This is a genomic window from Bartonella raoultii (assembly GCF_019659805.1).
GTDB classification, from domain to species: domain Bacteria; phylum Pseudomonadota; class Alphaproteobacteria; order Rhizobiales; family Rhizobiaceae; genus Bartonella; species Bartonella raoultii.
This window is the reverse complement of record NZ_JAIFRO010000002.1, coordinates 311,737-326,128: the sequence shown is the minus strand read 5'-3', so window position 1 is coordinate 326,128 and position 14,392 is coordinate 311,737. Positions and strand designations below refer to the sequence as shown.

The 14,392-nt window shown below is 36.5% G+C and carries 10 protein-coding genes; all 10 read right to left on the bottom strand.

Annotated elements, in window-relative coordinates:
* Nucleotides 1–16 precede the first annotated feature (16 nt).
* The 10 genes from K3248_RS02655 to mutM all read right to left on the bottom strand — a co-directional run bounded on the left by K3248_RS02655 (nucleotide 17) and on the right by mutM (nucleotide 14,391).
* Nucleotides 17–496 (bottom strand): hypothetical protein, encoded by a 480-nt coding sequence (locus K3248_RS02655; protein ID WP_220716812.1) that lies wholly within the window; start codon nucleotides 494–496, stop codon nucleotides 17–19.
* A 194-nt stretch (nucleotides 497–690) separates the two neighbouring features.
* The gene (gene ileS, locus K3248_RS02650) at nucleotides 691–3,606 is read right to left on the bottom strand and encodes an isoleucine--tRNA ligase (protein WP_220716811.1); all 2,916 of its coding nucleotides are present in this window, start codon (nucleotides 3,604–3,606) and stop codon (nucleotides 691–693) included.
* 249 nt (nucleotides 3,607–3,855) lie between these two features.
* Nucleotides 3,856–5,358, bottom strand: a complete 1,503-nt coding sequence (locus K3248_RS02645) for an outer membrane protein (protein ID WP_220716810.1) — start codon at nucleotides 5,356–5,358, stop codon at nucleotides 3,856–3,858.
* Between the two features lie 722 nt (nucleotides 5,359–6,080).
* A complete protein-coding gene (locus K3248_RS08615) occupies nucleotides 6,081–7,145 on the bottom strand; it encodes an outer membrane protein (RefSeq protein WP_246588225.1) in 1,065 nt (354 codons plus the stop codon).
* Between the two features lie 1,062 nt (nucleotides 7,146–8,207).
* On the bottom strand, nucleotides 8,208–8,999 hold the full coding sequence (locus K3248_RS02635; protein WP_220716809.1) for an outer membrane protein: 792 nt from the start codon (nucleotides 8,997–8,999) through the stop codon (nucleotides 8,208–8,210).
* Between the two features lie 134 nt (nucleotides 9,000–9,133).
* A complete protein-coding gene (locus K3248_RS02630; RefSeq protein WP_220716808.1) occupies nucleotides 9,134–9,967 on the bottom strand; it encodes an outer membrane protein in 834 nt (277 codons plus the stop codon).
* Between the two features lie 612 nt (nucleotides 9,968–10,579).
* The gene (locus tag K3248_RS02625; RefSeq protein ID WP_220716807.1) at nucleotides 10,580–10,900 is read right to left on the bottom strand and encodes a hypothetical protein; all 321 of its coding nucleotides are present in this window, start codon (nucleotides 10,898–10,900) and stop codon (nucleotides 10,580–10,582) included.
* Nucleotides 10,901–11,431: 531 nt separating this feature from the next.
* Entirely contained in the window at nucleotides 11,432–12,049 is a 618-nt protein-coding gene (locus tag K3248_RS02620) for a ribonuclease D (RefSeq protein ID WP_220716834.1), read from the bottom strand.
* Between the two features lie 3 nt (nucleotides 12,050–12,052).
* Nucleotides 12,053–13,441 (bottom strand): M20/M25/M40 family metallo-hydrolase, encoded by a 1,389-nt coding sequence (locus K3248_RS02615; protein ID WP_220716806.1) that lies wholly within the window; start codon nucleotides 13,439–13,441, stop codon nucleotides 12,053–12,055.
* Nucleotides 13,442–13,515: 74 nt separating this feature from the next.
* Nucleotides 13,516–14,391 carry a bifunctional DNA-formamidopyrimidine glycosylase/DNA-(apurinic or apyrimidinic site) lyase gene (gene mutM / locus K3248_RS02610; RefSeq protein ID WP_220716805.1) on the bottom strand — a complete coding sequence of 292 codons (876 nt, stop codon included), beginning with the start codon at nucleotides 14,389–14,391 and terminating at the stop codon, nucleotides 13,516–13,518.
* Between the last annotated feature and the right edge of the window lies 1 nt (nucleotide 14,392).

The window sequence follows — 14,392 nt, the reverse complement described above, 5'->3', positions numbered from 1 at the left end:
ATGCTTCATCTTTATTCTATCGACCAGCAGGTGCTGTCTTTGCTGGTTGACGATAACTTAAAGGTGGCTCAGTAAGATATCTTCGATAGTGTGTATTTCCAACTCTTTCTCTTCTAAGACGTAAATACTCCTGCCGTTGTTTTGCTTTCAACTGTGCAATACTCTTTGACCCCGCAATACCAGCAGATGCCTTTTCTTCACTCAAATACTGTTTCAATTTTGTTGTTTTCTCAACAGAACGCTCTTGCTGCTGCGGTAATGGTAAAACTGCACGCGCACCAGCGCTTGGTATCACAAGTTGTGGACGAGACTTCAAAACCAACTGGTTGCTATTGTTTGTTGGTGTTAATGAAGTCATGTTAGCTATATCTTCAAAAAACTGTAAAGAAACCGGCTTATCTGTACCATAAGTAGGAGCGGATAAACCACACCCACATAAAATACAACACATCGATAAAATGCCTATTGAAAATATCTTTATTTCATGCTTTTTCACTACTTATCCCATTTCCCTCAGTATATGGAGGATTAATACTCCTGTAATCATTGAAGATAAAATCAATCCACAAACCTCCCCCATAGAAAAACAACGGATTTCATTGTTATCATAAAAGACCAAATGCATCAATAACAGAGTTTAAGCACTTATTCATACTCTTGAACTCTGCATTTCTTTCTTAATCTCATGTTTTAAATTTTTCCAAGCATCTGTAACTCCCGCAAAGCGGCAGCATCACGAGCCGATACATCAGGATACCTTGAATCACTTCCAACATCTTGCGTATAGCGCCATGATCGAGCACATTTTTTTCCTTGCGCTTTTTCTGGATACACACCCACACCTTCAACATCACTCAAAGTAAAAGCATCAGAAGGGGGAGCATCCTGCATAATTGTGAGTGCACTGGTGATACAAATTTCTGCCATATCTAAATTTTCTAATGCATCTCGTAAAATCGGATTAGAAATAAAAACAACAGGTGCTGCTTCTAAAGATGATCCAATACGCTTATCAGCGCGCTCAAGCTCTAAAGCACCTGTAACAACTTTACGGACCAGCCGTATTTTTTTCCAACGTTCAGCTAAAGTTTCGTTTTTCCATTCCTTTGGTACAGGACGGAACTGTTCTAAATGCACTGATTGTGTGTCTGGATAACGCTCTAGCCACGCCTCTTCCATCGTAAAGGGCAACATTGGAGAAAGCCACGTGACCATACGTTCAAACACTTCACGCACCACCTGCAAAGAAGCTTTACGTTTTTTTGACGAAGGTGCATCACAATAAAGAGAATCTTTACGAATATCAAAATAAAACGCTGATAGCTCAATAATCGAAAAATCTAATAATGCACGCATAATTTTTTTAAAATCAAATGCATCATAGGCTTGGTTAATTAACTGATCAAGTTCAAACAATCTATGCAATATGAATTTTTCCAAATCGGGCAGTGCACAATAAGATATTTCTTCTCCTTCATCATGTGTTAAAGTCCCAAGCATCCAACGAATTGCATTACGTAATTTACGGTAAGAATCTACATTTGTCTGAAGAATTTTTTTACCTAAGCGTTGATCCTCCCAATAATCAGTTGTCATAACCCAAAGACGAAAAATATCAGCACCAGATGTCTTAATAATCTCTTGCGGAACAACCGTATTTCCTAAAGATTTAGACATTTTCTTACCCTTTTCATCCAAAGTAAAACCGTGAGTAACCACCGTCTTATAAGGAGAACAAGAGCGCGTACCACAGCTTTCTAAAAGAGAAGACTGAAACCATCCACGATGCTGATCAGAACCTTCAAAATAAACATCAGCAGGCCATTTTAAATCGGCACGATCTTCTAATACAAAACTATGGCTTGTTCCAGAATCAAACCAAACATCAAGAATATCACGAACCTGAACCCAAGACTCATGCGCACGATCACCTAAAAAACGCTCACGCGCTCCTTCTGCAAACCATGCATCCGCCCCTTCTTGTTCAAAAGCTTGTAAAATACGTTCATTTACATGTTCATCTTTAAGGACACTACCCTCTTCATTTGTAAAAATGCAAATAGGAACACCCCAAGATCTTTGACGAGAAAGGACCCAGTCAGGGCGATCAGCTATCATTGATGCCAAACGATTTTGCCCAGAAGAAGGTACAAAACGCGTCATCGAAACAGCTTTTAAAGCACGACTACGTAAAGTTGAACCATCTCCAAGATTTTTATCCATTGAAATAAACCACTGTGGCGTATTACGGAAAATAACAGGTTTTTTCGAACGCCAACTATGAGGATAGGAATGTTTTAAACGACCACGTGCAAATAATCGATCAGCTTTAATTAAAGCGTTAATTACCTCTTTATTGGCTTCACCCATTTTTCCATTATCATCAATAATACGTACAGGACCTCCATGACGATCTGGCCCAAATCCAGGAACATCCTTCGTATAAAAACCAGCATCATCAACAGGAAACGGTATAGATGGATCTATACCCGCCTGCTCTAAGAGGAACTTATAATTATTCCAAATTTCAAAATCCTCACGTCCATGGCTTGGTGCTGTATGAACAAAACCTGTACCAGCACTCTCTGTAACATGCGAACCATCCAGCAATGCAATCTTATAGTTATAACCTCCCGCAAAACCTTTTAAGGGATGAGAAAGAACAAGTCCTTTCACTTCGTCAGCAGAAATAACACGTAAATGTTTTAAAATAAGCTTTGCTTTTTCTGCACAACTCATAGCTAACGCATCAGCAAAAAGAAGTCTCTCCCCAGCTTGAGGACCAAAATCATTTTCCGCACTTTCAACCTCATAAAGACTATAAGAAATTTGCGAAGAATAACTAACTGCGCGGTTACTAGGAATTGTCCACGGTGTTGTTGTCCAAATTACGACATAAGCACCATATAAATCACGAGAATCTGCTTCAAGAACAGGAAACTTAACCCAAATCACCTCTGATTCATGCTCATGATATTCAATCTCTGCCTCTGCCAAAGCCGTACGCTCAACAACGGACCACATCACAGGCTTTGAACCACGATAAAGCTGGCCTGACATCGCAAATTTTATTAACTCACTTGCAATACATGCTTCTGCATGAAAAGCCATTGTGGTATAAGGTTTATTAAAGTCTCCAACAACACCAAGGCGTTTAAATTCTTCACTTTGAATACGAATCCAATGTTGTGCAAATTCACGACATTCTTGGCGAAATTCATTAAGAGGCACATCATCTTTATTTTTTCCCTGTGCACGATATTTTTCTTCAATTTTCCACTCAATTGGAAGTCCATGACAATCCCAACCAGGAACATAATTGGCATTAAAACCACGCATTTGAAACGAACGAACAACAACATCCTTTAATACTTTATTCAAGGCATGTCCGATATGAATATGGCCATTCGCATAAGGCGGACCATCATGAAGAATGTAAAGTGGGCGGTCTTTTGCTTGTTGGCGTAATTGAGTATAAAGCTCCATATTTTCCCACCGCGCCATCAATTCAAGCTCTTTTTGTGGTAATCCTGCCCGCATAGGAAAATTTGTTTGTGGTAGATAAAGAGTTTTCGAATAATCTATTGTTTCATTTTTCACAGTCATTGTGAAATATTCCTGTCCACTTTTACGATTTCATTTCTGCATAACTTCCCTGAACCCTGCAACTCTGGTTTTTATCTATAGGGAAAGCCGAGCTCATCATACGTATGAAGCAGCGATCAAGAAGATACATTATTATATTCTATGGGCTTTATCATGAAACCATCGCAAAAGGAAACTAAAAATGATCTTTTCAAAAAGAAAGGCCCCACTGAAAGTGGAGCCTTTCAAGAGACTAGCTCTTACAAAAAATTAGAATTTGTAAGCAACACCAACACGGAAATCATTGGTCTTGTAGCTAATTTCAAACTTTTCTTTTGTGAATTTCTTTTTACCAAAATCGGAATAACGATATTCTGCACGCACAATGACATTGTCTAGTATTGCAAAATCAACTCCACCGCCAAGAGTATAACCAACCATTGTCTTTGTCTCATCCGCTATATTTTTAGAAGAAGCTGCTTGTCCATCTGATTTCTTAAGTGGTACCGATACAGTGTCTTGGAACTGACCATAAGCAACACCACCAGCAAGATAAGGCATAAAGCGATCAGCAGCAAAACCAATACGTACTCGTGTTGCCCCAGCCCAATTTTGCTTAAATGTATGGCTAAAAGTTTCAACACTTTCCTCTTTTTCAAGACCAAGACTTTGAATTATTTTCCTCATTTCTTCTATACCATATACACCATCACTGTTTTTATCCACAGCTTGTGTACCTTGTGCACTACGTCCAGCCATATTCTGTGCAACATGAGGATGAGAGGCATTTGTTCCAGCACTATGTGGATTGGTATTATTTCTCCCATTATTTTGTGAATTGTGTGGATTTTGAGCGCCATGCGAATGAGCACTACTTCCATTACTACTACTGTACGAATGGGGATTATGTGAATGGGAGGTTCCAGCTCCATGGGAAGATCCACTACGGTGATAACTGCTACCATTTGTTCCACTAGCCGGTTTTGCGGATGATGCTTGATCTGCCGAAGCCGAACTTGCTAATTGTGGTGTCGATTTTTCTGACGTTGAACCTACCGATGCTGAAGTTGTAGGCAAAGATAGTGTTGATGATGTCTGCGTTGATGTTTCTATCGTTGACTTCGGTGCTGACGGTGCTGGTGCTGGTGTTGCTGCTGCTGACGCTGCTGGTGCTGATGCTGCTGCTTCTGGTGCTGCTGATGTTACTGGTGTTGCTGGTGCTGGTGCTGATGCTGCTGGTGTTGATGTTGATGCTGCTGGTGTTTCTGGTGCTGGTGCTTGTGTTGTCGTAGATTGCGTTCCACCTGATGATGAACTTGAATCTCCGGATGCTGAACGCACCGATCTACCAGACCTTGCTATTAAACCATCTACTGAAGCATTAGAGGCATTATTAGCCGCACCGATGGTAATTGTCTTTGTATATTTTTTCCCATACCAAGTTAAATCCGTATCGATCCCTAAAATAAAATTATCACCAAGATCAATATTGGAGCCTGCGTAAAGACCACTTACAAAACCTGAAAGCTTAGGCGATAAATCTTTATTCAGTGGTAACGTTTTATCCTTACCAACAAGGTCCATATCAGTTTTACTGGAAAAACTGCCAACTTGACCGCCAAAATAAAAACCTGTCCATGTAAAAGGAGGAACAACAATAGCTGATGAAGTAGAAGAGGTCATTTGTTGAGGGACCATGACATCCGCTGCTTGTGCTGTAGAAGCCGATATTAAAGCAAAAATAGATGCTGATATTAAACGTTTCGTATTCATAAGTTATCTCCAAATATCCAAAATGATATGTATATAGAGCATCTATTTTAAAATATCTGTAGCAAAAATAACACAGTCACAGAAAATAAAGGCTCTGTAAAAATAGCGTTTGGAGATAATTCTGCTCTTATAATGTGAAAATTTTTCAGCAAGATCAATACGAAAGTTATTGATATTATTATAAAGTCTATTTCTTTTCTGAAGAATTTTTCCTTTTATTAAAATCTGAATAATAATATTTATTTAATTGATTAAACGATATAATAAACAATTATTTTGATATGAAATGACAAATTTATTAATCACTCCATAAATTGATTCGTACTCCTTTTTCTATTAAATTAGATTTGTCCTATTAAAAATCTCTGGGTTATATATATACTTTACATCTGTGCATCAGCAGATTCCTTCAATAAAGCTAGCACTAAAACAGCTAATAACAATTATAAAACCAATATACTCCCGTAGGCATTGTATTATTTTCTTAAAAAAAGTTAAAATAGATTTGTTCTTAAACTACTTAAGAGACAGATTCTGTCTCATGGAATGCTATTTATAGCTTGGTACAAAAACTTTTTCTGGTAGTATAAAAAATTATAACAGTTCGTAAAGATAGAACTGATATGATATTGATTTAATAATCAGATTCTTTTTTAAACCTATTAAAACAATAAAGGCCCCATCATTGATGGAGCCTCTTAGCAATTTTATTTTCTGATTAATTAGAATTTATAAGCTATACCAACACGGAAATCATTTGTTTTATAGCTAAATTCCCGTCTTCCGTTTGCGAATTTCTTTTTACCAAAATCGGAATAACGATATTCCGCACGTAACAGAACATTATTAGTCACAGCAAAATCAATACCAGCACCGATGGTAAAACCAACCATTGTCTTTGTTTCATCAGCCCAATTCGCATTAACTGTCGATACTTCAGGCACATTTGGAATATGGCTACCGCCACCTTGTGGATCAACGCCACCTTGTGGATCAACGCCACCTTGTGGATCAACGCCACCTTGTGGATCAACGCCGCCTTGTGGATCAACATTACCGTTAGTTCCAGTATTTGGATCTTTATCGCCATCAGTATCTGTTGGAAATCCTGGAGGGGGAAGAGTAGAAGCACCGCTCTCAGTCACTGTTTGTATACTAACTGTTTGTGCATTATTTTCAGGTTGTTCTACCTTATTTTGTCCTGACACTGCTTGAATACCCTGCACTTGTGCATAAGCAATACCACCAGCGATATAAGGCATAAAGCGATCAGAAACAGTAAAACCGATACGTACACGTGTAGCACCAGACCATTTTTCCTTATAAGAATAACTCTCTGTTATAACATCGCCTCTGGTAAACGGCTTAAAACCTTTAACATTCTTAAGAGCGTCATTAAAATCTGCTGCTTGAGTAGCAGTAAGAACAATTTCATCCTTTTTTGTTTTTTCACGATCTGCCCAGACTGCATCCGTTTCAACACCAAAAATAAGACCATTTCCAAGATCTATATTAGAACCCGCATAAAGTCCCCCTATAAAACCTGAAGGCTTAGGTGTTAAATCTTTAAGAAAAATTCTCCCCGTATCTTCGGGATCTGTGATTTTTGTCTTACTTGAAAAATTACCAATCTGCGCACCAAGATAAAAACCTGTCCAAGAAAATGAAGGGGCAGTAATCACTGCTGCTGGCACCGTTTCATGAGGAACAATAATATCAGCTGCCTGTGCTACCGAAGCTGATATTATTGTAATAACAGAAGTAGTTATTAAAGATTTTATATTCATAAATTTTGCTCCTTTTAATTCCTACCTCAGTTCTTACATGATTGCGTAAAGAAAATCTGTAGTAAAAATGACACAACAACCAAAATAGAAGACTCCATCACAGATAAAGATTCTTATAATTTAAGCTTATGTACATCATTTCTTTCTCTATAAATGATAACTTGTAAGCAATATCAATGTGGAAATTTCTGTTTTTATAGTCCCCTCATCTTCTTTTTATTGAAATTAGAATAACAATATTCCACCCATAATAGGAGACATTATTCAAGCACAGTACAATTAATACCAGTAGAAAAATAAACTTTGTCTAAGACGCATTAATTCCAGTAGCATTAAGCACCACTATTCTAGGAATTAAACAAATAATCAATTTTCTCTGAATGATTTAAATATCCTACACTTGCAGACAAAAATGCCACTACAATATAAAGTGATTAACAACAGTAAAATTAACGCAGTATATATTGAATATTAGATTATCTTCCAATTTCCTTTTAAAGATAACGCTTTATTATAATATCATTTTTTCAAATATTGCTTCATCTTTAACATTCTTAAAAAGATTATTGATATCTATCGCTTGAGTATCAAGAAGTCTTACGTCCTCTTTTTTACGATTTGCTGAGCCGCATCTAGCTCAACACTCAAAATTAAAACTATTTCTAAAATTCACATTAAAACCTGCATAAAACCATCTATGAAGTTTGAAAGCTTAAATGTTGTATTTTTACCAAAACTCTTCACTGCATATTTTAAAGCTATTACCTTTATCTTACTTGAAAAGTTTTACTATATGAACAAAATTAAACTTTTTTCAAAAATACGAAGATACAAAATTACAACTGTGCTATTGTTTTTATGAAGAATGCCAGTATCAATAGCTAGATACTGTAAACAAAGCGATAACAAAAATAGCTATAAAAATTTTAGTTCAATAAATCTACTTCTTCTAATTTTTAGATTTTGCATATAGGATGATAGGATTACAAAAAATAGAGTAGTAATTATAAAAAAAAGCTCTGTCTTTGACAGAGCTTTTTTATGATTTTATTTTGCACTTAATCAGAATTTGTATGCAACTCCAACACGGAAATCATTGGTTTTGAAGTCAAACTCAGCTCCATCTTTCTCAAATTTCTTTTTACCAAAATCAGAGTAACGATATTCCGCACGCAACAAGACATTATCAGTTACAGCAAAGTCAACACCTGCACCAAGGGTAAAACCAACCACTGTCTTTTTTGCTTCACTTCTGTCATGAGCAATGGTTTGTCCATCTGCATCTTTTTGCGCAACTTTTTCTGAAGCTCCTATTTGCATCTGTGCATAAGCAACACCACCCGCAACATATGGCATAATGCGATCAGCTACAAAACCAACACGAACGCGTGTAGCACCAGCCCATTTTTCTTTAAAAGTCTCTCTATATGCAACTCCTACTTCATTCTTTCTTGATTGCTCTTGTTCAGTACCGCTATTTGCATTTTCTTGTTTTGATGGTTTTGAAGATTCATAAGCTGTACGTGTATCTTTATTACCAGTAAAAGCTATATCTGTGTCAATGCCGAAGATCATACCACTACCGAGATTAAAATTGTAACCTCCATAAAGTCCACCCAACATCCCAGAAGCTTTATAAACCTCTCTATCTGAAATTGTTTTATCATGTAATTTAGCAGATGTGGAAAGGCCACCAATCTGCGCACCAAGATAAAAACCTTCCCAAGAAAATGAAGGGGCAGTAATTACTGCTGCTGGTGCAACTTGTTGAGGAATGATAACATCAGCTGCATGTGCTGCAGAAGCTGAAATTAAAGCAATAACAGAAGTTGTTACAAAAGATTTTATATTCATAAGTTTTGCTCCTAATTTATATTTATTCATAGTGCTACATGACAATACATAAAAAATCTGTAGTAAAAATGACACAGTTATAAAAATAAAGGCTCCGCTCTAAACGAAGCCTTCAAGCAATTTAACTTATAATATTAAAATTTGTAAGCGACACCAACGCGAAAGTCATTGGTTCTGTAAGAAGTTTCGTAGTTATACTTTGGGTATTTCTTTTTACCAAAATCTGAATAACGGTATTCTGCACGCACAATAATATTATTTGTCATAGCTAAATCAACACCTGCACCGAGAGTATAACCAACAAATGTCTTTGTTTCATCGGAAAGGTTACCAGAAGCAATGACTTTTCCTGAAGCTTTTCCTGTAATCGATACCGATGCGATATCTTGCAACTGTGTATAGGCAATACCACCAGCAATATAAGGCATAAGGCGATCAGCAGCAAAACCAATGCGTACACGCGTTGCTCCAGCCCACTTTTCTTTCAAGGTAAAGCTGCTCTGACTTTTATCACCAGGCGTTATTGCATCTTTATCAACTTTAATTCCAGCCTCTTTTAATGTTTTCATAATATATTCTAGCCGCTCTGGATGAATCGCGAATGCTGCTGCTGTCTTCGTATCATCTTTATTAGCCCAGACGATATCCGTATCAACACCTAGAATAAGGCCATTACCAAGATCAACATTGGAACCCGCGTAAAGTCCTCCTAAAAAACCTGATAGTTTCGGTAACAAATCCTTATCTACCGAAATGGTTTTTCCTTCATGGAAACCGTTTATCTTTATTTTACTTGAAAAACCACCAACTTGACCACCAACGTAAAAACCTGTCCAAGAAAAAGTAGAAGGAACAACAATTGGCGTAATGGGTGTAGGGTTGGGGGGAACAACAACATCTGCTGCCTGTACCGCTGAAACTGAAACCAACGTGAAAGCAGAAGCTGTTATTAACCATTTCATATTCATAATTTCTCTCCATAGCTAAATATTTGAACACCCAGTCCCATATAGAGCCCCAATTCTGGATATCTGTAGTAAAAATGACACAATCATAAAAAAACGAAATACTTGCTAAAAATCGCTTTTTTCTTTTTTAAAGGTTTCATTCTGTTATAAATGAGAATTCATAGGCTATGCTCATGCAGAAATTACTTACTGCCAGCATATTATAAAATATGACTTGTCCATAATAATGAACATAAAATAATACCTTTAGAGACATCACGTTATTCCATACGATATGTTAACCTGATAGCTCTCTAAAACGAAAAAAACTGCCTCCTCCCATAAATAGCATAAAGAATGCTCTATGCTTCTCACAAAACTTAAATATCTCTTCATGATTCAAAGCTCCCCTGCTCTAAATACATGAATATTATAACTTTTTATCCTTTTTTACTTTTATTATTTTTCTAAAATCAAAATACACACACCCTCTCTAGAGAAGGTACCTCATTATTAAATGATCATACTAAAGATACGAATAAAAGCGTTTCATACTTCATAAAATCCCCTCTCCTTTAGATAGCATCAGCTATCGAACGAAAAATTACATCTTTTCGTGGCTTCGTCGCTTTACTACAAACTAAAAGGATTTCTTACAGAAAGCTTTGGACGCCCTTTTCTTCCTTTATTTGGCTGAGCTCTTTTTTTAGCTACAGATGATACTGGTACCAATTTAACAGCTACCTGCTGTTGATGATTATTCAGTCCCAAAACCTCCATTTGAAAAACTTGAGATAAAGTATCACTAAGCTGCTTACTAAAAATAAAATCTCTAGACGAGTCCGCAGAAAATATCTTTTCTCCAAACTTTTGAGAAATTAAAAAACTAGCACCTTGAGCGAAAGAAATGGAAAAAAAGGTAACACAAGCTGTAATAAAATATTTTATGTTCATAATTTAACTCCATAAATATCCATAATGGATTTTATTTAGTGTCTTCGCTTTTAATTTCCACAAAAATAATGATATAGACAATTAAAGTAAAACTTATTGAAAGATGGAATCTCGTAGCACTTTGCTTTTACAATAAATAAAAGCCAAAACTATTGGTTTTAGAATAAAATATAGGTTCTTACTTTAACATGAACATTATACATTTTATTAACTCATAAAAGACAATTTGTTCTGTATTAGTTAATGTAATCTCGCTACTATCTATATAGTATACTTTTAATGCGCCCTTATAGAACAATTGTTTACTGCCTTTTCATAAAATTATCTATCTTGTTTATTAAAATTCAAGACTGTTTCTCCTAAACACATATTCTTAAATGTAATTTAATTTATTATATACCCTTTAAATTCAATAGCACACATTACAGCTAGAATTTATTATAATAAACATACGCATTAAAATACCTATAGTTATGGATATTTTATTGCTTTCATAATTTTTATCTCTTGGTTTTAAAAGAAAGTTTTCAATCAGCTATGCGCAAAAATATCAGTCTCTGACCATCCCAAAAGATCAAGTTTTGCTCGCATAGGCAAAAATTGAAAGCATGCTTTAGCAACATTTTCTCGTTCTTCACGCCTTAAGCGTTCTTCAAATATATCTTTCAAACGATGCAAATATAAGACATCCGACGCAGCATATTCAACTTGCGCACGTGATAAAGTTTCTGCTGCCCAATCTGAAGATTGTTGCTGTTTAGAAATATTTACATTTAGCAATTCACCACAAATTTCCTTTAATCCATGGCGATCCGTATAAGTACGAGTAAGTTTTGAAGCAATCTTTGTACAAAAAACAGCATCTGGCATAACACCAAATGTATGCGCTAAAATAGCAAGATCAAATCGACCAAAATGAAATATTTTTGTAATTTCCTTATCTTCAAGCAATTTAACCAAATTAGGAGCACTTTTTTGTCCTTTAGAAATCTGTATAATATCAGCTGTACCATCTCCAGAAGAGAGCTGAACAACACATAAACGATCACGATGTGGTTGCAATCCCAAAGTTTCAGTATCAATCGCAATAGCATCAGTTTTATAATAATCTAAGTTTGGTAAATCACCTTGATGAACACGGATCTCTATCATCTATCCTCCTGTTTTTGCTAAAGTTGCAAGAATACGTGCCCAAGATCTCTGTCCTTTATGAAACGACTTTAGGTTATATTTTTCATTGGGCGAATGAATTCGATCATCAGCAAGTGCAAAACCGACCAAAACAGTTTCCATACCAAGAATTGACCGAAAATCTCCAACTATCGGAATTGAACCACCCATAGCTGTTAATAAAGCTGGATTATTCCATTCTTGTGATAAAGCTTCTTTTGCTGCTCCAAGAAAAGGTAAATCATAGGGAATTTGAATTGCTGGAGAAGCACCATGATCCTTAAAAACAACTGTACAATCGGCAGGAATTGCGCTGCGTACATAATCACGAAAAGCTTTACGTATTTTTTGAGGATCTTGCTTGTGTACTAAACGAAAAGATACTTTTGCACTTGCTTGAGAAGCAATAACCGTTTTTATTCCTTCCCCCTCATAACCACCACTAATACCATTAATTTCTGCTGTAGGACGTGCCCATACAAGCTCTAAAATACTCCGTCCTTTTTCCCCTGCAGGAATAGAAAGACCAATAGGACCAAGAAAATTCTCAGCATTACAATTAAGTTCATTCCATGATTGCAAGATCTGTGGAGGTGTTTCCTCTACGCCATCATAAAATCCAGGAAGTGTTACCTTATTATTTTCATCATGAAGACCTGATAAAATATTAACCAAAATACGAATAGGATTGGCTGCTGCTCCTCCAAAATTACCAGAATGCAAATCACGGTTTGCTGCTGTGATAATGATTTCTTCTCCCAAAATTCCTCGGAGACCAACAGAAATAGAAGGTGTATCTGCATCCCACATTGACGTATCGCAAACTAATGCACAATCGGCTTTAAGTTCATCTTTATTTGCTTTTAAAAAAGGGATGAGAGAAGGAGAACCACTTTCTTCTTCGCCTTCGCATAAAATAGTAACTCTAACAGGAAGATATCCACACTCTTTCTTAAATGCACGACACGCTTCAATAAAAGTCATGAGCTGGCCTTTGTCATCTGAAGCCCCACGAGCACAAATAACTTTTTCTCCATCCCTTTCTTTTAAAGAAGGTTCAAACGGATCATCTTCCCATAAACTCAGTGGATCAACAGGCTGAACATCATAATGCCCATAAAACAATACATGCAAGCAATTGTCTGAAGGCCCCGGATGATGCCCAACAACCATTGGATGACCTGGTGTATCACGGCGTGAAGCATCAAAGCCTATACTTTTTAAATCGTCTACTAACCAATCAGCTGTTTTACGGCATGCATCCTTATAAGCTGAGTCGGTAGAAATCGATTGAAAACGTAAAAAAGAAAAAAGATGTTCAAGGCTCTTTTCTATGTTCTCATCTAGATATGTTAGCACTTTATTCAGCATAACAAAACCTCTTAATCCTCAATATATTTAAATATGACTTTAAGCCTCTCGTAGGATTTTGCAAGAGAGCTTATTCATTTTTGGCATTGTGGGCAATAAAAGCTTGAACGTCCAGACTGCACAATACGTACAATAGGCGTTCTACATTGCAAACATGCCTTTCCCTCTCGTCCATAAACGGAAAAAGTATGTTGAAAATAACCAAGTGAGCCATCTACATGCATATAATCACGTAAGGAAGATCCACCAGATACAATTGCTTCTAAAATTACATTACGTATATTCTGTGCTAAAGAATTGGCCCATTCGCATCCATATGCAGTTTCTGATGATAATGTAAATGCAGCACGCTGTGGCAACAAACCACTACGCCAAAGCGCTTCGCAAACATAAATATTCCCAAGACCTGCAACAATTGACTGATCAAGCAAAACACCCTTCAGAGATATTTTCTTATTAGCAAAAGCCTTTTTTAAATAGCAACCAGAAAATGCATTACTTATAGGCTCAAGTCCTAACTTCTTTAAAAGCGGATGCTCATAAAGCTTACCTGTAGCCACTAAAAGCATAAACCCAAAACGACGAACATCATTATAAGTCAGATGATAAACTTTGCCATCCTTTGCTTGAATATTCATGATAAAGTGGTCATGCTGAACAAATTTCTTGGTTCTAGAAGATGTTTTCCTTAAAGGATTACTCTCTATACGCCACGATCCTGACATGCCTAAATGGCTTAAAATCGTTTCATTCTGCGAAAGATGAAATAACAAATATTTTGCACGCCTATCAACTTTTATAAGTCTTCTTCCTATAAGCCGTTCAGCAAACGCCTCTGGGAAAGGAAATCGCAAATCTCCCCGATTAAGTGTTACCGATAGTATTTTTCCACCCGTAACAACAGGCTCAAGCCCACGACGCACCGTTTCTACTTCAGGAAGCTCAGGCATC